Origin of the sequence: Micromonospora sp. WMMD987, assembly GCF_029581435.1 — a bacterium.
Classification (GTDB): Bacteria; Actinomycetota; Actinomycetes; order Mycobacteriales; family Micromonosporaceae; genus Micromonospora; species Micromonospora rifamycinica.
Genome location: NZ_CP120861.1, coordinates 5605394 through 5627500 on the forward strand (window position 1 = coordinate 5605394; position 22107 = coordinate 5627500).

12 protein-coding genes and 2 rRNA genes (1 of these 14 running past the window's edge) are annotated in these 22107 nt (G+C 71.7%); 4 read left to right on the top strand and 10 right to left on the bottom strand.

What is annotated here, in order from left to right:
* Positions 1-137 precede the first annotated feature (137 nt).
* A complete protein-coding gene (locus O7612_RS23635) occupies positions 138-2168 on the bottom strand; it encodes a TIGR03960 family B12-binding radical SAM protein (protein WP_282267439.1) in 2031 nt (676 codons plus the stop codon).
* Positions 2169-2581: 413 nt separating this feature from the next.
* On the opposite strand from O7612_RS23635, the gene O7612_RS23640 reads away from it, so the two are divergent.
* Positions 2582-5011 carry a hypothetical protein gene (locus tag O7612_RS23640; RefSeq protein ID WP_282267441.1) on the top strand — a complete coding sequence of 810 codons (2430 nt, stop codon included), beginning with the start codon at positions 2582-2584 and terminating at the stop codon, positions 5009-5011.
* 71 nt (positions 5012-5082) lie between these two features.
* On the opposite strand, the gene O7612_RS23645 is transcribed toward O7612_RS23640, so the two are convergent.
* From O7612_RS23645 to O7612_RS23655, 3 genes are all read right to left on the bottom strand, one after another.
* On the bottom strand, positions 5083-5775 hold the full coding sequence (locus O7612_RS23645) for a lysophospholipid acyltransferase family protein (protein ID WP_282267443.1): 693 nt from the start codon (positions 5773-5775) through the stop codon (positions 5083-5085).
* Between the two features lie 162 nt (positions 5776-5937).
* Entirely contained in the window at positions 5938-9135 is a 3198-nt protein-coding gene (ileS, locus tag O7612_RS23650) for an isoleucine--tRNA ligase (protein ID WP_282267445.1), read from the bottom strand.
* A 289-nt stretch (positions 9136-9424) separates the two neighbouring features.
* Positions 9425-10225, bottom strand: a complete 801-nt coding sequence (locus O7612_RS23655; RefSeq protein ID WP_282267446.1) for an alpha/beta fold hydrolase — start codon at positions 10223-10225, stop codon at positions 9425-9427.
* Between the two features lie 142 nt (positions 10226-10367).
* Between O7612_RS23655 and O7612_RS23660 the strand changes: the two genes are divergently transcribed.
* On the top strand, positions 10368-12812 hold the full coding sequence (locus O7612_RS23660) for a glycogen debranching N-terminal domain-containing protein (RefSeq protein ID WP_282267448.1): 2445 nt from the start codon (positions 10368-10370) through the stop codon (positions 12810-12812).
* Between the two features lie 76 nt (positions 12813-12888).
* On the opposite strand, the gene ndk is transcribed toward O7612_RS23660, so the two are convergent.
* The gene (ndk, locus tag O7612_RS23665; RefSeq protein ID WP_282267450.1) at positions 12889-13314 is read right to left on the bottom strand and encodes a nucleoside-diphosphate kinase; all 426 of its coding nucleotides are present in this window, start codon (positions 13312-13314) and stop codon (positions 12889-12891) included.
* Positions 13315-13455: 141 nt separating this feature from the next.
* On the opposite strand from ndk, the gene O7612_RS23670 reads away from it, so the two are divergent.
* Positions 13456-14826, top strand: a complete 1371-nt coding sequence (locus tag O7612_RS23670; RefSeq protein WP_282267452.1) for a VOC family protein — start codon at positions 13456-13458, stop codon at positions 14824-14826.
* A 7-nt stretch (positions 14827-14833) separates the two neighbouring features.
* Here O7612_RS23670 and O7612_RS23675 read toward each other — a convergent pair whose 3' ends face one another.
* From O7612_RS23675 to O7612_RS23685, 3 genes are all read right to left on the bottom strand, one after another.
* A complete protein-coding gene (locus tag O7612_RS23675; RefSeq protein ID WP_282267454.1) occupies positions 14834-15298 on the bottom strand; it encodes a DUF4233 domain-containing protein in 465 nt (154 codons plus the stop codon).
* Positions 15295-16566, bottom strand: coding sequence for a folylpolyglutamate synthase/dihydrofolate synthase family protein (locus tag O7612_RS23680; RefSeq protein WP_282274020.1), 1272 nt, complete (start codon positions 16564-16566; stop codon positions 15295-15297). Before O7612_RS23680 ends, O7612_RS23675 begins: the two co-directional genes overlap by 4 nt.
* Before the next feature lie 86 nt (positions 16567-16652).
* A complete protein-coding gene (locus O7612_RS23685) occupies positions 16653-19271 on the bottom strand; it encodes a valine--tRNA ligase (RefSeq protein ID WP_282267456.1) in 2619 nt (872 codons plus the stop codon).
* A gap of 70 nt (positions 19272-19341) precedes the next feature.
* Here O7612_RS23685 and O7612_RS23690 point away from each other — a divergent pair, with 70 nt between their 5' ends.
* Positions 19342-20025 (top strand): hypothetical protein, encoded by a 684-nt coding sequence (locus tag O7612_RS23690; protein WP_282267457.1) that lies wholly within the window; start codon positions 19342-19344, stop codon positions 20023-20025.
* Positions 20026-20233: 208 nt separating this feature from the next.
* Here the strand turns inward: O7612_RS23690 and rrf are convergent.
* Positions 20234-20350 (bottom strand): 5S ribosomal RNA (rrf, locus tag O7612_RS23695).
* A 93-nt stretch (positions 20351-20443) separates the two neighbouring features.
* A 23S ribosomal RNA gene (locus tag O7612_RS23700) occupies positions 20444-22107 on the bottom strand (it continues 1446 nt past the right edge of the window).

The window sequence follows — 22107 nt, forward strand, 5'->3', positions numbered from 1 at the left end:
GGCTGTGGTTTCCTGCTGATCGTCGTACTCCTCGGTCTAGAACCGGCCGGTCGTCCCCGTGGCCCCGGCTGCCGGTGACGATAGCCCCATGATCGTCGCAGCGGGGCGGGCGGCACGCCGACCCGCCCCGGCGACGCTCACTGCTGGGCGCCGGTGGGCACCTTCAACGCGGTGACCGGGGTCAGCGGCAGGAGCTTGCGACCGGTGGGACCGATCTGGATCTCGGTGTCCATCGACGGGCAGACGCCGCAGTCGAAGCACGGGGTCCACCGGCAGTCGTCCTGCTCGTACTCGCTCAGCGAGTCCTGCCAGTCCTGCCAGAGCCAGTCCTTGTCCAGGCCCGAGTCGAGGTGGTCCCAGGGCAGCACCTCCAGCTCGTCGCGCTCGCGGGTGGTGTACCAGTCCAGGTCGACACCGAAGCCCGGGAGCACCCGGGCGGCGGCGTCCACCCAGCGCCGGTACGAGAAGTGCTCGCTCCAACCGTCGAACCGGCCACCGTCGCGCCACACCTCGTGGATCACCGCGCCGACCCGGCGGTCACCCCGGCTGAGCAGGCCCTCGATCAGCGACGGCTCGCCGTCGTGGTAGCGGTAGCCGATCGCCCGGCCGAGCGAGCGGTCCGCGTTGATCGCCTGCTTGAGCAGCCTGAGCCGGTGGTCGATGACCTCCGGCGGGGACATCGACGCCCACTGGAACGGGGTGTGCGGCTTCGGCACGAAACCGCCGATCGAGACGGTGCACCGGATGTCCTTGGAGCCGGTGGCCGCCCGACCGGCCCGGATCACCTCGTGCGCCATGTCGGCGATCTCGAGGACGTCGGCGTCGGTCTCGGTGGGGAGGCCGCACATGAAGTACAGCTTCACCTGCCGCCAGCCGTTGGTGTACGCGGTGACCACCGTGCGGATCAGGTCTTCCTTCGACACCATCTTGTTGATGACCTTGCGGATCCGCTCCGATCCGCCCTCCGGGGCGAAGGTCAGCCCGGTCCGCCGGCCGTTGCGGGACAGCTCCTGCGCCAGCTCGATGTTGAACGCGTCCACCCGGGTCGACGGCAGCGACAGCGAGACGTTGGTGCCGGTGTACTGCTCGGCCAGGCCGGAGCACATGTCGCCGATCTCGGAGTGGTCGGCCGACGACAGGGACAGCAGGCCCACCTCGTGGAAGCCGGAGAACTCCAGGCCCTGCTGGACCATCTGCCCCACCGTGGTGATCGACCGCTCCCGCACCGGTCGGGTGATCATGCCGGCCTGGCAGAACCGGCAGCCCCGGGTGCAGCCCCGGAAGATCTCCACCGCGTACCGCTCGTGCACCGTCTCGGCCAGCGGCACCAGCGGCTTCTTCGGGTACGGCCAGGCGTCCAGATCCATGGTGGTGCGCTTGTGCACCCGGAACGGCACGTCCGGGCGGTTCGGCACGACCCGCTGGATCCGGCCGTCGGGCAGGTAGTCCACGTCGTAGAAGCGCGGCACGTAGACGCTCTCGGTGCGGGCCAGCCGCAGCAGCAGCTCGTCCCGGCCGCCCGGGCGGCCCTCCGCCTTCCACTCCCGGACGATCGCGGTGATCTCCAGGACCGCCTCCTCGCCGTCGCCGAGCACGGCGGCGTCGATGAAGTCGGCGATCGGCTCCGGGTTGAACGCGGCGTGCCCGCCGGCCACGATCACCGGGTCGGCGTCGGTACGGTCGGCGGCGCGCATCGGGATGCCGGCGAGGTCGATCGCGGTGAGCAGGTTGGTGTAACCCAGCTCGGTGGAGAACGAGACCCCGAACACGTCGAAGCGGCGCACCGAGCGGTGCGCGTCGACGGTGAACTGCGGCACCCCGTGGGCACGCATCAGCGCTTCCAGGTCCGGCCAGACCGCGTACGTCCGCTCGGCCAGCACGTCGGGCAGCTCGTTGAGCACCTCGTAGAGGATCTGCACACCCTGGTTGGGCAGGCCCACCTCGTACGCGTCGGGGTACATCAGCGCCCACCGTACGGTCGCCGCGTCCCAGTCCTTGGCCACCGCGCCCAGCTCGCCACCGACGTACTGGATGGGTTTGGTCACCTGGGGCAGCAGCGCCTCCAGCCGGGGCCAGACCGACAGCTCCGAGTCGTGGTGCGGCGACAGACCCACCGCGTCGTCGGTGGTGGCCGCGGCGGGGCGCGGCGTGGTGGACGGAACACTCATGGAGCCCAAGGGTACGCGTCCACCGTCGGACGGCTCGCCGCACCGCCGACCTCCCCCGCTCTCTACTTCCCCCCGGGCGCGGCACGGGGGCACTCATGATCACCTACGCTCCAGCGGCACAATGTCCGGCGTGTCGGGTCGGCCACGCGTAGACGATCATGTGTTCCTCCGGCGGCCCACGGGAGTCAGGTGGCTGCGGGGCGACGGGTGACGCGTTCGGGGCCTTCCGGGGCCGGGGGTGGGCGGGGCCTTCCGCGGCCCAGGGTGACGCGTTCGGGGCCTTCCGGGGCCGGGGGTGGGCGGGGCCTTCCGCGGCCCAGGGTGACGCGTTCGGGGCCTTCCGGGGCCGGGGGTGGGCGGGCGCCGGGCCGCCGATTGGTCGAGGTGGCGCCCCGGTACTAACCTCGCAACCGGTGCGAGAGGAGATTGCCGCGATGCCGGAGCCGCAGCCGGGAGCAGACCGGCCGGCCGACGGGGGTGACCCGGTCCCGGGTCGGCAGCAGAATCCGGTGGTCACCACCGGGGCCGACCTCCCCGTACCGCCACCCGGCGATCCCGCCGACACCGCCGCGCCGGACGACACGTCCGCTCCGGTGCCCCCGGGCGGCACCGCCGGCCCCGAGTATCCGTCGGGCGGCACCGCCGGTGCCGGCGCCGTCGTCGACTCCGCCACCCCGCCCCGGCTCGCCCCCGCGCCGGAGCCCACCACGACGCCGGAGCCCACCATCCCGTCGGAACAGGCCAGCCCCACCGAGCCCACCAGCCCGCCGGAACAGACCGGCTCCGCCGAGCCGCCCCGCCCAGCGGAACATGCCGGCTACGCCGGGTCCACCAGCGCACCGGAGCAGGCCCGGTCCGCCGAGCTGCCCCGCCCACCGGAGCCGGCCGGCAGCGCCCCCGACCCGGAGCAGGCCAGCCCCGACGACCCGACGCAGGCCAGCGGCGACGAGCCGACCGGCTCTCCGGAGCCGTCCCGTCAGCCGGAACAGGCCGACCCACCGGATCCGACCGATCCGGGCCACCCGGTGGAGCAGGTCGACCCGGGCCACCCGGTGGAGCAGCTCGATGGGGCCACGCCGAACCACCCGGTGGAGCAGGTCGATGCGGCCACGCCGAACCACCCGGTGGAGCAGGTCGATGCGGCCACGCCGAACCACCCGGTGGAGCAGGTCGATGCGGCCACGCCGAACCATCCGGTGGAGCAGGTCGATGCGGTCACACCGGGCCACCAGTCGACCGATCCGGTCACACCGGGTCACCCGGTGGAGCAGGTCGATCCGGCCGCCCCGGGCCACCAGTCGGCCGATCCGGCCACGCCGAACCACCCGGTGGAGCCCGTCGGTCCGGTCAGCCCGGGGCATCCGGTGGAGCCGGTCCGCCCGGTGCGGGGGGTGGCACCCGGTCCGGTCACCCCGGCCCGGGGGTCGGCCGCCGTTCCGGCCCGGGGCGCACCACCTGAGCCGCCGACACCCGCTCAGCCCGACCCGATCCGTCCGGCACAGCGCCTCGACGCCACCCGGCTGGAGCAGCGCCCCGACGCCACCCGGATCGAAACCCGCCCTGACGCCACCCGCCTGGAGCAGCGGCCCGACCGGACGCTGGAGGAGCCGGTCGTCCCCCGGTGGAGCGGCTCCGCCGCCGTGCCCGCACCACCGCCACGCCGCCCGGGGTGGGGTGAGTCGGTCGAGTTCACCCCGGCACCGCCACCCCCGCCACCGCCGCCCCCGTCGCCCGAGCTGCCCGAACACCGCACCCCGGTGGACCCGTGGGCGGGGGCGGACACCGGCGGCTGGGACCTGCACCACCCCGAGCTGGCCCTGCTGCCACCGCCGACGCCCCACCCGGCGTCACCGCCGACCCGCCCCTACCCGTCCGCCGCCGACCCGGCCCCGCCGCACCAGCACACCCCGACCCCGCCGGCCCAGCACCGGTCGGCCCCGGCCCACCAGCACACCCCGACCCCGCCCTACCCACCGGCGGTGTCACCTGCTCCGGCGACGCCCTCGCCGACCCGGCCGTACCCGATCGCGCCGGTGCCCACCGCGCGGCCGGTGTCCCCACCACCGCAGGCCCACCCGGTCCCGGCCGCCCGCCCGGCACCGCCACCGCCGCCCCCGGTGGCCCGCCCGGCACCGCCTCCGGCGGCCCGTCCGGCTCTACCGCCGCCCCCGGTGGCCCGCCCGGCACCACCGCCGGCCGCGCCGTCCCGGCCGCCGAAGCAGCGTCGCGGCCGGCCGGAGCCCGTCGCGCCACCACCACCGAACCCCGGTAGACCCCCCAAGGGTTACGCCCGTCGCAAGCGTCGACGCTGGCCGTGGGTGCTGCTGCTGAGCCTGGCCTGCTGCTGCGGCTGCCCCGCCTGGTTCGGCAGGCCGGCCTGGGAGCAGTACCCGGCCGACGCCGCCCTGCCCGCCCAGGTGGCCGACCTGACCCTGCGGACAGACTCGGGCACCGAGGTCGAGAAGCTCAAGACCGAGGTACGCAAGGCGAACCTGCTGGCCGAGGACGTATATGCCGGGGTCTACGGCACCTCCGACGGCAAACGGGTGATCGTCTTCGGTGACACCGGTTTCCGGCTCAGGCCGGAGTCTGACGCGGACGACGCGATGGTGCGACTGACCGACACCTTCCGACTGGGCACGCCGCAGCCGGTGGACAGCGGGGTGCGGGGTCGGTACGACCGCTGCGCGACCGGGTCCTCCGACGGCACCGACGTGGTGGTCTGCACCTCGGTCGACCACGGCAGCAGCGCGACCGGGGTCTTCACCCGGCTCTCGGTGGACGACAGCGCCCGGCTGCTCGCCACGATGCGCGCCCAGATCGTCACCCCGAAGCAGGGCTGAGCGCGACGTCGCCACCTGCCGGCACGGCGGGTGGTGCGGCGATCACGCCGGCATGGCGGGTGGTGCGCCGGTCAGGCCGGCGTCCCGCCCGCGGTCGGCTCGGCCCGGCGGGGGGCGTACCGGGGGACGTACTCCTGACCGGTGAGCTTCTGGATCTCGGCCATCAGCTCGTCGGTCATCTCCCGCAGCGAGGTGCGGTCGTCGGAGCGGCCGGTGAAGTCGAGCGGCTTGCCGAACCGGATGACGATCTTCGCCCGGCCGGGGCGGGGGATCCGGGTGCCGATCGGCTGGGCCTTGTCGGTACCGGTCACCCCCACCGGGATCACCGGCACGCCGGCCGCCACCGCCAACCGGGCGGTGCCGGTCCGTCCCCGGTAGAGCCGCCCGTCGGGCGACCGGGTGCCCTCGGGATAGACGGCAACCAGGTCACCGGCGCGCAGGGCCGGGATGGCGGCGTCGAACGCGGACAGCGCGGCCCGCCCGCCGGACCGCTCGACCGGGATGGCCCCCAGGCCGGTGAGCACGACCCTGGACAGGGTGCCCTTCGGACCGGTGCCGGTGAAGTACTCCGACTTGGCCCAGAAGGCGAGGTGCCGGGGGACGACAGTGCCGAGCAGCAGCTCGTCGGCGACGGAGAGGTGGTTGCCCGCGAAGATCGCGCCGCCGCTGGCCGGGACGTGCTCCAGACCCTCCACGACCGGGCGGAAGGCCAGCCGGATCGCAGGTCCCACGGTGAGTTTGCCGATGGTGTAGAGCAGCGGCACGGGTCCTCCGGCGGTCGTACGGTGAACAGGCGGTGTCACGGTAGCGGACGGACGCCCGTGCGACCCAACGGGTGCACGCGCGTCCGCCCACTGGATTCCGGATGTCGGCGAGGACCCCGCGCCCGCCGGGTCGGCGCGGGCCCGGGGTCCTCCCCGCACCGTTCAGACCGGTCGGACGCGCACCGTCACCGGCTCGCCGTCGCCGACCTCGCCGGTGAAGCCGGTCAGGTCGTCGACGAAGTCCACCGTGTCCGCGAGCACCTCCCGGGCGACGAATCCGGTGTACGCCGACACCGCCGCCCGGACCTCCCCGGAGGCCGCCACCGACAGCGCGATCCGGTCCGAGATGTCCAGGTCGGCGTCCCGGCGGGCCTGCTGCACGACCCGGACCACGTCCCGGGCCAGTCCCTCGGCGGCCAGCTCCGGGGTGACCCCGGTGTCGAGCACGACGACCCCCTCGCCGCCGGGCAGCGGTGCGCTGTGCTCGGCGTCGGCGGCGATCAGGCGCAGTTCGTACTCGCCCTCGGCGAGGGTGACCCCGGCGGCGACGGGGGCGCCGTCGACCAGCTCCCACTCCCCCGCCTTGACCGCCCTGATCACCTGCTGCACCTGCTTGCCGACCCGGGGGCCGAGTGCCCGGGGTACCACGGTCAGCACCTGCTGGCAGTAGTCGGCGACCTGCCCGGAGAACTCCACCGCCTTGACGTTGACCTCGTCGGCGACCAGGTCGGCGAAGGGCCGGAGCTGGTCGGCGACCGGCGAGGCCACGGTCAGCTTCGGCAGCGGCAGCCGGACCCGCAGCCCCTTGGCCTTGCGCAGCGACAGCGCCGCCGAGCAGACGTCCCGGGTGGCGTCCATCGCGGCGACCAGGTCGTGGTCGGCGGGGAGGTCCTGCGCCGACGGCCAGTCGGTCAGGTGCACCGACCGTTCGCCGGTCAGCCCGCGCCAGATCTCCTCGGCGGTCAGCGGGGCCAGCGGCGCCACCACCCGGCAGAGCGTCTCCAGCACCGTCCACAGGGTGTCGAACGCGTCGGCGTCGCCGGCCCAGAACCGGTCCCGCGAGCGGCGCACGTACCAGTTGGTCAGCGCGTCGAGGTAGGACCGGACGGTGGCGCAGGCCCCGGAGATGTCGTACGCGTCCATCTGCGCGCCGACGGTCTCCACCAGTTCCCGGGTCTTGGCCAGCACGTACCGGTCGAGCAGGTTGCCGGCGGCATCGCCGCCACCGGACAACGCGGCATCGCCGCCACCGGACAGCGCGGCGTCGGTCCTCCGCTTCGCCCGGTAGCCGTCGGCGTTGGCGTAGAGCGAGAAGAAGTACCAGACGTTCCACAGCGGCAGCAGCACCTGGCGTACGGCGTCACGGATCGCCGGCTCGGTGACCGCCATGTCGCCGCCGCGCAGCACCGGCGAGGACATCAGCATCCAGCGCATCGCGTCCGAGCCGTACGCGTCGAAGACGTGGTAGACGTCGGGGTAGTTGCGCAGGCTCTTGGACATCTTGCGCCCGTCGGAGCCGAGCAGGATGCCGTGGCTGAGGCAGTTGCGGAACGCCGGCCGGTCGAACAGCGCGGTGGCCAGCACGTGCATGGTGTAGAACCAGCCCCGGGTCTGCCCGATGTACTCGACGATGAAGTCGCCCGGGTAGTGGTGCTCGAACCAGTCCGCGTTCTCGAACGGGTAGTGCACCTGGGCGAACGGCATCGACCCGGACTCGAACCAGCAGTCCAGCACCTCCGGCACCCGGCGCATCGTCGAGCGCCCGGTCGGGTCGTCCGGGTTGGGGCGGGTCAGGTCGTCCACCGCCGGCCGGTGCAGGTCGGTCAGGCGTACCCCGAAGTCCCGCTCGATGTCGGCCAGCGAACCGTAGACGTCGACCCGGGGGTGGTTCGGGTCGTCGGACTTCCACACCGGGATCGGCGAGCCCCAGAACCGGTTGCGGCTGATCGACCAGTCGCGGGCGTTGGCCAGCCACTTGCCGAACGAGCCGTCCTTGATGTGGCCGGGCGTCCAGTTGATCTGCTGGTTCAGCTCGACCATCCGGTCCTTGAACTGCGTCACCGCGACGAACCACGACGACACGGCCTTGTAGACCAGCGGGGTGTCGCAGCGCCAGCAGTGCGGGTACGAGTGGGTGTAGGTGTCCTGCCGCAGCACCACCCCCCGCTCCTTGAGCTCCCGGATCACCGGCTTGTTGACGTCGAAGACCTGCTCGCCCTGGTACGGCGGGACCAGCGCGGTGAACCGGGTGTGGTCGTCGACGGTGACGACGGTGGGGATGCCGGCGGCGTTGCAGACGTTCTGGTCGTCCTCGCCGAACGCCGGGGCGAGGTGCACGATCCCGGTGCCGTCCTCGGTGGTGACGAACTCCGCGCCGAGCACCTGGTAGGCGTTCGGGCCGGCCTGCTCGACGAGGAAGTCGTAGAGCGGGGTGTAACGGCGTCCGACCAGGGCCTTTCCGGTCACCCAGCCGACCTGCTCGTACCCCTCCAACTCCTTGGCGTACGCCCCGAGCCGGGACTCCCCGACCACGTACCGCTGGCCGTCGCGCTCCAGCACCGCATACCTGATGTCCGGGCCGACGGCGAGCGCGAGGTTGGACGGCAGGGTCCACGGCGTGGTGGTCCAGACGCCCAGCCTGACCGGCCCCCGGACCAACTCCGGGGCCCGCTCGTCCGGGGTCAGCTCGAACCACACGGTAAGCGTCGGGTCGTGCCGGTCGCGGTAGACGTCGTCCATCCGGGTCTCGGTGTTCGACAGCGGCGTCTCGCACCGCCAGCAGTACGCCAGCACCCGGAAGCCCTCGTAGACCAGGCCCTTGTCGTGCAGGGTCTTGAAGGCCCACATGACGCTTTCCATGTAGTCCAGGTCGAGGGTCTTGTAGTCGTTGGTGAAGTCGACCCAGCGGGCCTGCCGGGTGACGTACCGCTCCCAGTCCTGGGTGAACTCCAGCACCGAGGAGCGGCACGCCTCGTTGAACCGGGCCACCCCGAGGTCGAGGATCTCCGCCTTGCTGGTGATGCCGAGCTGCTTCTCGGCCACCACCTCGGCGGGCAGGCCGTGGCAGTCCCAGCCGAAGCGCCGCTCGACGTGCCGGCCGCGCATGGTCTGGTAGCGCGGCACCACGTCCTTGACGTACCCGGTGAACAGGTGGCCGTAGTGCGGCAGGCCGTTGGCGAACGGCGGGCCGTCGTAGAAGACGTACTCGTTCTTGCCGTCGTCGCCGGCCGGCCGGGCCGTCACCGAGGCCTCGAAGGTCCGGTCGGTGGTCCAGTGCTCCAGGACGCGGCGTTCGACCGCGGGCAGGTCCGGGCTCGCCGGGACGCCGGCGGCGGTCGGGTCGTGCAACGGATAGCCCATCGGGGGTCGCTCTCCTCTGGCAGCTCACTCAGTCGTGGTCTGCGAGGACGAGCCTGATCCGGTACGCCGTCGTCAGCGCGCCGGGCCGGGCCCGCGGTACCACCCCGCTTGACGGTCAGGATCGACCGCCCGCTCGTTGGCCGGCTGTGACGGGCCGCCCCGTCCGGTTCTACTCGGGTGTCGCCACCGTTTCTTCCGGAGGCTCACCGGTGATGGCCGGGTCGTCGCCTGTACGGGCAAGGATACTCGACCGGTGCGGGCCGCCGCCGCCGAGTAACCGCCGGTGCGGTCACGCCGGCCCGGCCGGTCGGCCGGTGACCTCCAGGTAGCGGTCGAGCATCGTGTCGACCTGGGCCGGCACCTGGAGCTGTACGAAGTGCCCGGAGCCCACGGTCTGCCCGATGAACACCTGCGGCGCGAGCTGCGCCAGCCGGGCGTAGTCGGCGAACGGGGCGTCGCTGCCCACGAAGAGCAGCGGGCGGTCCCAGCGGTGCAGGGCGTCCCTGTCCCCCTCGGCGGCGATCCAGTCGGCCAGGCCGGCGATCGGCGCGTACGCCACCTCGGTGGAAGGTCGGGCCGTGGCCGCCACCACCCGCTCCACCAGGCGCGGGTCGGAGTAGGGCGGGAAGTACGACCGGACGATCGACTCCCGGACCGCGCCCGAGGTGTCGTCCCGTAGCGAGGCCGCCACCTGGGCGATCGCGGCGGCGGCGCCGGGTGGCCCGGCCACCGCGGAGTCGAGCAGCCCCAGCCCGGTGAACCGCTCCCGGTCGCCGGCGGCGGCCACCAGCGACCAGACGCCGCCCAGGCTGTGCCCGATCACGAAGATCCGGCGCAGGTCCAGCGCGCGGGCGAAGGCCCGCAGGTGACCCGCCATCCCGGGCACGCCGTAGCCGTCGGCGGGGGGCGGGCTGGCCCCGTGGCCGGGCATGTCGACGGTGATCACCCTGGCCTGCCGGTCGACCAGGTGCCGGGCCAGCGGGGTCATGAAGTCGTGGTCGCAGCACCAGCCGTGCACCAGCAGGAAGGTGTCGCGTCCGCCGTGCCCGTGCGTCCAGTACCGCATCCCGGCGGCCGTCTGCCCGTCCATCGTCGAGTCCTCCCCGGGGTCTACGCAGCGTGGTCGTCCCTTCCACTTAAGCGCGCCCGCCCGGTTCTGTCGCGGCGTATTGTTCCTTTTAGCACGCCTAGACCTTTTTGCGGGTGCGGGTGACGGGGGACGGGGGCAGCCGGTGGACGGGCTGATCGACGAGTTCTTCGCCGGTCTGACCACCGACTGCCGGGGGCGGTTACCCGCCGCCCCCGCCGGGCTGCTCCGCTTCGACCTCACCGCCGAGGACGGGGAGACGGCCACCTGGTTCGTCCGGCTCGCCGCCGGTCAGCCACAGGTCACCCGGACCGGTGACCGACCCGACTGCACCGTGGAGGTCCGGCCGGAGGCGTTCGCCCGGCTGCTGGCGGGGCGGGACAACCTCGTGGCGATGCTGCTGCGGGGAAGCGTCTCGGTCGCCGGCGACCTCGCCCTGCTGTTCACCTTCCGGCGGCTGCTGCCGGTGCCCGCCGACAGCACCGGGACGGACCGGGCGGCCGACCTGGTCCCGCACACCGCCCCCGACTTCATCGGGCTGCACGAGACCACCAGGGTCTTCGCCGGCAACCTGTTCATGATCAGCGCCCAGAACGGGGACGTGCTGACCGAGCCGACCACCCCGCTCGGGCTCTTCTCCTTCGACACCCGGTTCCTGTCGACCTGGCGGCTGACCGTCAACGCCGAAACCCTCTCGGTGCTCTCCGTGGACGACGTCGCCACCTACGAGGCGAAGTTCGGGCTGGTGCCCGGCGAACCCACCCACTACGTCAACGCCACCACCTCCGTGCTGCGGCACCGCTGGGTGGGTCCGGAGTTCGAAGAGGAGATCACCCTGTTCAACTACGCGCCGGAACCGGTGCGTTACGTCGTCCGGCTCGACGTGGCGGCGGACTTCGCCGAGGTGCTGGAGGTGCGCGACGGCTTCCGCCGGTCCCGGCCGGTGACCGCCACCGTCGCCGAGGACACGCTCCGGCTGCACTACAAGCGGGGCGGCCTGCACCGGGAGACGGTGATCACCTCCAGCACGCCGGCCCGGTTCGACGAGGGCGGCCTGACCTGGACGTTCACCATGGCGCCCCACGCCACCTGGTCCACCCGGCTGCGGGTGCTCGCCCTGCTGCGTGACCTGCACCGCCGCGACCTGCGGGAACGGCTGACCAGCTCGGTCGGCCGCGACCACCACCAGCGGGGCCGGGACATCGCCGCCCGGACCGCCGTGGTGCCCCGGCTGCGGGCCGACCACAAACCGTTGCAGCAGGCGTACGAGTACGGTGTCCGGGACCTGGCCGCGCTGCATTACCCCGGGCTGAACTTCCAGGCGGCCCTGCCCGCCACCGGACTGCCCTGGTCGATGGCCCTGCTCGGGCGGGAGAGCCTGGTCAGCAGCTTCCAGGCGCTGCCCTTCATGCCCGACCGGGCGGTCAACACGTTGCGCATCCTGGCACTCAGCCAGGGCGTCCGGCAGGACCCGTTCCGGGGCGAGCAACCCGGCAAGATCCTCCAGGAAAGCCGGTACGGCGACTCCGGCGCGTTCAACGACACCCCGGAGGCCGCCAGCTTCACCGCGGCCGACACCACCGCCCTCTTCGTCATCCTGCTCGACGAGTACGAACGCTGGACCGGCGACGAGGACCTGGTACGCGGCTTCGAGTTCGAGGTCCGGGCCGCCCTGCGCTGGCTCGGCACGGACGCCGACCCGGACGGCACCGGTTACGTCTGGTCCGCCCGCCACCCCACCCGGACCGGGCCGCAGAACGAGAGCTGGCGCAACTCGGCCGAGGCGATCTGCTTCCACGACGGCCGTCGGGCCACCTTCCCGCAGGCGATCTGCGAGATCCAGGGATACGCCTACGAGGCCCGCCGACGGGCCGCCCGGATGGCCCGCCGGTTCTGGGCCGACCCGGCCTGGGCCGACCGGCTGGAGCGCGACGCCGCCACCCTACGGCAGCGGTTCGACCGGGACTTCTGGCTGCCCGAGCGCGGCCACTACGCGGTCGCGTTGCAGGGCGACGGCACCCCGCTGGACTCGCTGACGTCCAACATGGGGCACCTGCTCTGCACCGGCATCGTGGCCGACCACCGCGCCGAGCAGGTGGTGGCGCACCTGTTCTCCCCGGCGCTCTACTCCGGCTGGGGTATCCGCACGCTGGCCAGCACCGCGGCCGAGTACAACCCGCTCGGTCACCACACCGGCGCGGTCTGGCCCTGGGAGAACTCGATGATCGCCTGGGGGCTGCGCCGGACCGGTTTCCGGGCGCACGCCGCCCGGATCGCCACCGGGCTGCTCGACGCCGCCCGGCACTTCCAGGGCCGGCTGCCGGCGTACCTCACCGGCTACGACCGGGCCATCACCCACGTCCCCGTCCCGCACGGCTTCACCGACAGCCCGTACGCGCCGTCGGCCGGGGCACCCCTGATGCTGCTGCGTACGCTGCTCGGCCTCGAACCGTACGAGGACCACCTCGCCGTGGACGCCGCGATGCCGGAGGAACTGGGTCAGATCGAACTGCTCGACATCAGGGGCCGCTGGGGGTACGCCGACGCCCTCGGCCGGGGCCGCCCGTTCGGCGACCGCCCCACCCGGTAGCGCCCGCCCCCGAGCCACACGGCAAGGGCCGCGCGGGCGGACCCGCCGTCGACGGGTGGCCCGGGGCGGCGAACCGTCAGCCCAGGGCGGGGAACCAGAGCGCGATCTCGCGCTTGGCGCTGTCGACGGAGTCCGAGGCGTGCACCAGGTTCTCCCGGTTGGACAGCGACAGGTCGCCCCGGATCGTGCCGGCGGCGGCCCGGCGGCCGTCGGTGCTGCCGATCATCGCGCGGACCACGTCGATCACCTGGTCGCCGGAGAGCACCAGCGAGACCAGCGGCCCGCTGGTCATGAACGTCTTCAGCGGCGGGTAGAACGGCTTGTCCACGTGCTCGGCGTAGTGCTGGTCGGCGAACCCGCCGTCCAGCGTCCGGGTCTCCAGCGCGTCGATCCGCAGGCCCTTCCGCTCGAAGCGGGAGATGATCTCGCCGACCAGGCCGCGGCGCACCGCGTCGGGCTTGATCAGTACGAGGGTGCGCTCATCCGGGCTGCTGCTGGACACGCTGGGTTCCTCCTGTGCGCACAAGGCGGTTCGGCTGGGTACGGTCAGCCTAGCGACCCGGGCCCGGCACCGACGCGGCGGCTGCTCTTTCCCTCGGTCGCCGACCGGCCTAGCCTGGCTCTGACCCCTGGGAGGTCCACTGTGGCGAATGGCGGGAACCGCACCATCGCGCCGGTACGGAAGTTGATCGCCGCGGTGCTCGGCACCGTGGCGACCTTCGTCGTCCTGTTCGGGCTGGGCATGACCAGCTGGGCCATCGTCGCGCTGGGGGTGGCCCTGGTGGTGCTCGCCGTAGCCCTGGGCACCGTGCGCGGCGGCGGACGCACCTGGGTGGTCGGTGTCGGCCACGTGCACAGCGCCTCCGAGCCGCCCACCCAGTACGCCTTCGGCCGCTGCGAACTCCAGCTCGTGATCGACGCGCCGGGCCTGCCGCCCCGGTCCAAGAAGATCATCGAACCCCGGGTGCCGGTGGCGAAGTGGCCCTCGCTGGGGCAGACCCTGCCGATCCGGGTGGCCCTGGACGACCAGCGGCACGTCCGGGTCCTCTGGGACGAGGTGCCGACCCACACCGAATCCGCCTCGACCCTGGCCGACCTGCCGCCCGAGTACGCCGGGGCCGAGCCGCTCGACGACCTGCTCATCCAGCAGGAGGCCCCGCCGTGGGCGGGGCGGACGGCCGACGACGACTTCCGGGACGAGTTCCGGGACGACCCGCTGCCCGCCGATCCGCCGCTCGTCGACCCGCCGCAGGCCGACCCGCTGCGGCCGACGATGTCCCGCCCGGAGCCGGCCCGGGCCGAGTCGCTGCGCGACGACGTCGGGATGCTGACCGACGACCGGAAGCCGGTGGTCGTGCACCAACGACCCGGCGGTCCGGTGGTGCTGGAGGGCACCGTGGTCGAGCAGCCGGCGACCGGCGGGTTGCCCCGCCGGGCCACGGTCACCACCGCGCCCACCCCCCGCCCGCCCGCCGAGGAGCGGCTCGACGAGCCGATCCTCGACCCGGTCGACGTGCCCCTCGACGCGCCCGCCACCACCGAGGGCCGGCTCGACCCGGAACTCGACGAGGCGATCTTCGGGTACGACCCGGCCACCGCGCCGGACGACGGGGAGGAGGACCGGGACGATCCGGCCGCGCCGATCAGTGGCGTCGGGCTGACCCTGCTGGTCACCGACCTGTCCCGGTCCCTGGAGTTCTACCGCGACACGCTCGGCTTCGAGGAGTTCGACCGGGGCTCCGGCAACGCGGTGCTCGCCTCCGGGGCGACCCGACTGGTGCTGCGCGAGGTGACCGGGGCGGCCCCGATGAGCCGCCGGCTGGTCCACGTCAACCTGGAGGTGGACGACATCGAGGCGGCGTACCGGCGGCTCAAGGACGCCGGCCTGCGGTTCACCTACGCGCCCCGGGTGGTCAACCGGGGTTCCCGGGTGGAGGTGTGGGCCGCCGCGTTCCGCGACCCGGACGGGCACGGCATCGCGCTGACCCAGTGGCGGGAACGCGCCGACGCCTGACCCCCGCTCAGCCGAGGATGACCCGGCGTACGTGCAGCGCGTACGCCCACACCAGCGCGAAGATCACGCCGAGTCCGAACAGGGACCAGTGCAGCAGGCCGGCGAGCAGCAGCAGCCCCTGGAGCACGGTGCCCGCCGACCAGGCCCAGGGGCGGCGCATCAGACCGGCCAGCAGCACCGCCGCCACGGCCAGCGCCACGGTGGCCGCGATCGCCGCCCCGCCGAAGTCCCCGCCGACCACCCGGATCGGCTGGATGGCCAGCAGCAGGACCAGCGCCTCCAGCCCGAGCGTCCCGGCACCGAGGCCGCGGACGGCCCCCTCCGGGTTGCGCAGGCCGGAACGCCGTCCGGGCTGTCCCCCCGACGCCTCGCCGTCCCCGGGCGGGCCCTCCCCCGGCGGCGTGTCCCGGGTCGGCACGTCCCCGACCGGGGACGACCGGTCGCCCGGGCGGGCCGGGTCCGGCCCGGTCATCGCTTGAGCAGCCGTCGGGCGTCGGCCACCGTCACCACCGAGCCGGTGACCAGCACCCCCACCCCGGACAACTCCCCGGGGACGTCGGCCTCGGCCTCGGCGACGGCCGCCTCGATGGCGTCCGGCATGTCGGCGGCCACCTGCACCCGGTCCGGTCCGAAGACCTCCCGGGCCAGCTCGGCCAACTCGTCGGCGGGCATCGCCCGGGGCGAGGTGTTGCGGGTGACCACGAGCGAGTCGAGCACCGGTTCCAGCAGCTCCACCAGGCCGGCGGCGTCCTTGTCGCCGAGCACGGCGAGCACCCCGACCAGCTTGCTGAACGCGAACTCCTCCTGGAGCGCGGTGACCGTGGCGGCCATCCCGTGCGGGTTGTGCGCCCCGTCCAGCAGCACCGTGGGGGCGTTGCGGACCTTCTCCAGCCGTCCCGGGGAACTGGTCGAGGCGAAGCCCTCCCTGACCGCCTCGATGTCGAGCTGCCGCTTCGCCCCGGCCCCGAGGAACGCCTCGACGGCGGCGAGCGCCACCGCCGCGTTCTGCGCCTGGTGCGCACCGTGCAGCGGGACGAACACCTCCTCGTACACCCCGCCGAGTCCCTGGATGGTCAGCACCTGGCCACCGACGGCGACCGCCCGGCGCAGCACCCCGAACTCCGCGCCCTCCCGGGCGACGGTGGCACCGACCTCGGCGCACCGCTCCAGGATCGGCCGGGCCGCCTCCTCCTCCTGGGCGGCGGCGATCACCGTCGCACCGGAGTGGATGATGCCGGCCTTGTGCAGGGCGATGTCCTCCAGGGTGTCGCCGAGCCACTCGGTGTGGTCCAGCCCGATCGGGGTGAGCACCGCCACCCCGGCCTGGAGCACGTTGGTGGCGTCCTCCGCACCGCCCAGACCCACCTCCACCACCGCCACGTCGACCGGCGCGTCGGCGAACGTGGCGAAGGCCAGGGCGGTGGTCAGGTCGAAGTAGGTCAACGGCTCGGCGGACCGCTGGTCGACCAGGTCGGCCAGCGGCTTCACCTCGCGGTACGTGGCGACGAAGCGTTCCTCGCCGACCGGTTCCCCGTCCAGGCTGATCCGCTCCCGGACGGTCTCCAGGTGCGGGCTGGTGTAGCGGCCGGTGTGCAGGCCGAAGGCCCGCAGCAACGAGTCGATCATCCGGGCCGTGGACGTCTTGCCGTTGGTCCCGGTCAGGTGGATCGACGGGTACGCCCGCTGCGGGCTGCCCAGCAGGTCGAGCAGCGTCTCGATCCGGTCCAGCTCGAAGTGCATCCGGGTGAACCCGCGCGCGGCCAGCTCGGCGTCGACGGCGGCGAACTCGCCGGCCCCGGGCCGGCTGGTGTGGTCGGTGCGGTCGGTCACGAGGGAAGCGCCTCCAGAGCGGTGTCGATCCGGACCAGGTCGGCCTCGGCCACCGCCAGCCGGTCGCGGATCTTGGCGACCACCGGTTCCGGCGCCTTGCCGACGAACGCCGGGTTGTCGAGCTTCGCGCGGGCCTGCGCGACCTCCTTCTCGGCGGCCGCCCGGTCCTTGGTGAGCCGGGACCGCTCGGCGGCCACGTCGATCGACCCCCGGGTGTCCAGCGCCACGCTGACCTCACCGGGCATGGCGAGGGTGGCGCTGGCCTGGAAGTCGTCCGCCGGGGCGTCCAGCCGGACCAGCGAGCGGATCAGCGGCTCGTGCGTCGCGATCCCCGCCCCGGTCAGCCCGTCCAACCGGGCGGCCACCCGTTGGGTCGGCCGCAGGCCCTGGTCGGAACGGAACCGCCGGATCTCGGTCACCACCCGCTGGACGGTGCCGACCTCGCGCTCCGCGGCGTCGTCCACCAGTGCCCGGTCGGCGACCGGCCAGGCCGCCGTCACGACGGTGTCGCCGCCGGTCAGCGCGGTCCACAGCTCCTCGGTGACGAACGGGATGACCGGGTGCAGCAGCCGCAGCAGCTGGTCCAGTACGTGCCCGAGGACCCGGCGGGTGGCGTCGGCGGCCGGTCCGCCCGCGGCGAGCACCGGCTTGCCCAGCTCCACGTACCAGTCGCAGACGTCGTCCCAGGCGAAGTGGTAGAGCAGGTCACACACCTTCGCGAACTCGTACGCCTCGAACTGCTCGTCCACCTCGGCGGTGACGTGCGCCAGCCGGGACAGGATCCACCGGTCGACGGTCGAGAGCCGGTCGGCGGCCGGCAACGGTCCCGTGGTGTGCGCGCCGTTGAGCAGCGCGAACCGGGTGGCGTTCCAGAGCTTGTTGCAGAAGTTGCGGGAGCCCTGGCACCACTCCTCGCTGACCGGCACGTCCCCGCCCGGGTTCGCGCCCCGGGCCAGGGTGAACCGGGTCGCGTCGGCGCCGTACCGGTCGATCCAGTCCAGCGGGTCGACCACGTTGCCGAACGACTTCGACATCTTCTTGCCGTGCTGGTCGCGCACCATGCCGTGCAGGGCGACCGTGGCGAACGGCGGCCGACCGTCCATCGCGTACAGGCCGAACATCATCATCCGGGCGACCCAGAAGAACAGGATGTCGTAGCCGGTGACCAGCACGCTGGTCGGGTAGAACTTCGCCAGGTCCGGGGTCTGCTCCGGCCAGCCGAGGGTGGAGAACGGCCACAGGCCGCTGGAGAACCAGGTGTCCAGGACGTCCTCGTCCTGGACCCAGCCGTCCCCGGTCGGGGGCGTGTCGTCCGGGCCGACGCAGACGATCTCGCCGGCCGGGCCGTACCAGACGGGGATGCGGTGCCCCCACCAGAGCTGCCGGGAGATGCACCAGTCGTGCATGTTGTCGACCCAGGCGAAGTAACGCTTGGCCAGCTCGGCGGGCTCGATCTTGACCTGGCCGTCGCGCACCGCGTCGCCCGCCGCCTTGGCCAGCGGGGCGGTGTTGACGAACCACTGCAACGACAGCCGGGGCTCGACCGTGGTACGGCACCGCGAGCAGTGCCCCACCGCATGCAGGTACGGCCGCTTCTCGGCCACGATCCGGCCCTGCTCGCGCAGCGCGGCGACGATGGCCGGGCGGGCCTCGTACCGGTCCAGGCCCTGGAACGGCCCGGGCGCGGTGATGACGCCCCGCTCGTCCATGATCGTCAGCGCGGGCAGGTCGTGCCGCTGGCCGATCTCGAAGTCGTTCGGGTCGTGCGCCGGGGTGACCTTGACCATGCCGGTACCGAACGCGGGGTCGACGTGCTCGTCGGCCACGATCGGGATGCGCCGACCGGTCAGCGGCACCTCGACCTCGGTGCCGACCAGGTGCCGGTACCGCTCGTCGTCCGGGTGCACGGCCACGGCGGTGTCCCCGAGCATCGTCTCGGCCCGGGTGGTGGCGACCACCACGTCGTCGCTGTACCGGATCGAGACCAGCTCGCCCTCGTCCTCGGTGTGCTCCACCTCGATGTCCGACAGCGCGGTCAGGCAGCGCGGGCACCAGTTGATGATCCGGTTGGCCCGGTAGATCAGTCCCTCGTCGTAGAGCTTCTTGAACATGGTCTGCACGGCCCGGGACAGGCCCTCGTCCATGGTGAAGCGTTCGCGGTCCCAGTCGACCGAGTCGCCGAGGCGGCGCATCTGGCCGAGGATCGCCCCGCCGGACTCCGCCTTCCACTGCCAGACCCGCTCGACGAACTTCTCCCGGCCGAGGTCGTGCCGGGACAACCCCTGACCGGCGAGCTGCCGCTCCACCACGTTCTGGGTGGCGATGCCGGCGTGGTCCATCCCGGGCAGCCAGAGCGCCTCATACCCCTGCATGCGCCTGCGACGCACCAGCGAGTCCTGGACGGTGTGGTCCAGGGCATGCCCCATGTGCAGCACGCCGGTGACGTTCGGCGGGGGGATGACGATGGTGAAGGCGGGCCGGTCACTCTGCGCCGACGCCCGGAAGTGGCCGGCGGCTACCCACTGCTCGTACCGTCGCTGCTCTACCTCGCCGGGCTGGTACTGGCCGGCAAGGGTCGGGGCGTCGGGGCGTCGGGCATCCAGTCTCTCGGTCACCCGCAAAAGTCTACGGAGCGCTTCTGCGGACCTGACGTGCACCACCGGTCATTCGCGTACGGTGGCGAACATGTCCGACGCACATCTCACCGAGCGGCAGCTCGTCGAGGGGCCGGAGCCGGTCGAGCTGACCGACGAACCGATCAGGTTGAGCACCCACGACCCGGAACGCGGCTCACCGTCGAAGGCTCCGGCATCCCGACGTCGACGGATCGCGCTGACCGTCGCCCTGGTGGTCGGCCTGGCCGGTGCCGCCGCGCTGGGCACCGCCGGCTGGCGCGTCGCCCGGGAGAAGGACGTCCGGCTCGGTACGCCCGACCGGGTGGCCGGACTCACCCGCGACGACTCGGACCGGGCCCGCAGCACCGCCGACTACCTGCGCAGCGGCTTCGCCGCCGACATCGAACTGGACCGCAGCATCGGCACGGTGTACCGCGACCCGGCCGACGAGAAGCGTGCGGTGCTGTTCTTCGGCGGCACCACCCTGCTCTGGCAGCCGGAACGCGACCTGGACAGCCTCTTCGGTCTGATGGCCGACGAGACCGGCCGGGTGACCGACCTGCGCGGGGTGCCCGCCGGGAGGTACGGCGGCGTGATGAAGTGCGGCCGGACCAGTGGCGACGGGGGCGACTTCACGATCTGCGGCTGGGCCGACCACGGCAGTGTCGCGATGGGCATGTTCGCCAACCGTCCCGTCGACGAGTCGGCCGACCTGTTCCGGCAGATCCGCGACGGTGTGCAGACCCGGGGCTGACTGCCTCCGAGCAGGCCGCTGTCCTTTCTGCGCAGTCCGTCCGAGGGGACGGTTCGAGGCGTGTGGGTCGTGTCCGGGGAGCCGGTTCGGGAATCCCTGGTTCGGGAATGCGGTAATGCCCCGCCCCCGTGGTTCAGGGAGGCGGGGCATAATAGAAAGCCGTCGAGGGCCGTCCGCTTGTCAGCAGACGACCCTCGACTGAAAGATTGTCCGGCGGTGTCCTACTCTCCCACACCCTCCCGAGTGCAGTACCATCGGCGCTGGAGGGCTTAGCTTCCGGGTTCGGAATGTAACCGGGCGTTTCCCCTCCGCCATGACCGCCGTAACCTTATGAACATATCAAACAACACACACACCCACACCGTGGGGGGTTGCCGATCATTTGTTCAGAGTTGCACAGTGGACGCGTAGCAGCTTCGTAGTCAAGTCCTCGGCCTATTAGTACCGGTCAACTGAACCCGTTACCGAGCTTACATTTCCGGCCTATCAACCCAGTCGTCTAGCTGGGGGCCTTACCCCCACAACGTGGGGTGGGATACCTCATCTTGAAGCAGGCTTCCCGCTTAGATGCTTTCAGCGGTTATCCCTTCCGAACGTAGCTAACCAGCCGTGCCCCTGGCGGGACAACTGGCACACCAGAGGTTCGTCCGTCCCGGTCCTCTCGTACTAGGGACAGCCCTTCTCAAGTATCCTACGCGCACGGCGGATAGGGACCGAACTGTCTCACGACGTTCTAAACCCAGCTCGCGTACCGCTTTAATGGGCGAACAGCCCAACCCTTGGGACCTGCTACAGCCCCAGGATGCGACGAGCCGACATCGAGGTGCCAAACCATCCCGTCGATATGGACTCTTGGGGAAGATCAGCCTGTTATCCCCGGGGTACCTTTTATCCGTTGAGCGACACCGCTTCCACACGCAAGTGCCGGATCACTAGTCCCGACTTTCGTCCCTGCTCGACCTGTCAGTCTCACAGTCAAGCTCCCTTGTGTACTTGCACTCAACACCTGATTGCCAACCAGGCTGAGGGAACCTTTGGGCGCCTCCGTTACCCTTTAGGAGGCAACCGCCCCAGTTAAACTACCCACCAGACACTGTCCCTGAACCGGATAACGGTCCGAAGTTAGATACCCAAATCAACCAGAGTGGTATTTCAAGATTGCCTCCACCCATACTGGCGTACAGGTTTCACCGGCTCCCACCTATCCTACACAAGCCCATTCAGATACCAATGTCAAGCTATAGTAAAGGTCCCGGGGTCTTTCCGTCCTGCCGCGCGTAACGAGCATCTTTACTCGTACTGCAATTTCGCCGGGCCTGTGGTTGAGACAGTGGGGAAGTCGTTACGCCATTCGTGCAGGTCGGAACTTACCCGACAAGGAATTTCGCTACCTTAGGATGGTTATAGTTACCACCGCCGTTTACTGGCGCTTAAGTTCTCCGCCTCGCCCTTACGGGCTAACAGGTCCCCTTAACGTTCCAGCACCGGGCAGGCGTCAGTCCATATACATCGAATTACTTCTTCGCATGGACCTGTGTTTTTAGTAAACAGTCGCTTCCCCCTGCTCTCTGCGGCCATACAACGCTCCACCCGCACGGGGCTTCACGTCTCCGGCCCCCCTTCTCCCTAAGTTACGGGGGCAATTTGCCGAGTTCCTTAACCACAGTTCGCCCGATCGCCTCGGTATTCTCTACCTGACCACCTGTGTCGGTTTGGGGTACGGGCCGCTCAGAACTCGCTAGAGGCTTTTCTCGGCAGCATAGGATCACTGACTTCACCTGAATCGGCTCGGCATCACGTCTCAGCCCCATGACATGCGGATTTGCCTACATGTCGGCCTACACGCTTACCCCGGCACAACCACCGGCCGGGCTCAGCTACCTTCCTGCGTCACCCCATCGCTTGACTACTACCCACCAGGTTCCCAGCCTCCCCCACATCAATCCGAAGACATCAGCAAGTTCAGGTGGTTAGCACAGCAAGGTTCATCACGGGCGCTCCTTCGCGGGTACGGGAATATCAACCCGTTGTCCATCGACTACGCCTCTCGGCCTCGCCTTAGGTCCCGACTCACCCAGGGCG

What these genes read in the sequence shown, in the direction of transcription:
- O7612_RS23635 (WP_282267439.1), bottom strand. Translation starts at nt 2,168, where the DNA reads ATGAGTGTTCCGTCCACCACGCCGCGCCCCGCCGCGGCCACCACCGAC.
- ileS (WP_282267445.1), bottom strand. Translation starts at nt 9,135, where the DNA reads ATGGGCTATCCGTTGCACGACCCGACCGCCGCCGGCGTCCCGGCGAGC.
- O7612_RS23655 (WP_282267446.1), bottom strand. Translation starts at nt 10,225, where the DNA reads ATGGACGGGCAGACGGCCGCCGGGATGCGGTACTGGACGCACGGGCAC.
- O7612_RS23675 (WP_282267454.1), bottom strand. Translation starts at nt 15,298, where the DNA reads ATGACCGGGCCGGACCCGGCCCGCCCGGGCGACCGGTCGTCCCCGGTC.
- O7612_RS23690 (WP_282267457.1), top strand. Translation starts at nt 19,342, where the DNA reads ATGTCCGACGCACATCTCACCGAGCGGCAGCTCGTCGAGGGGCCGGAG.
- O7612_RS23680 (WP_282274020.1), bottom strand. Translation starts at nt 16,566, where the DNA reads ATGCACTTCGAGCTGGACCGGATCGAGACGCTGCTCGACCTGCTGGGC.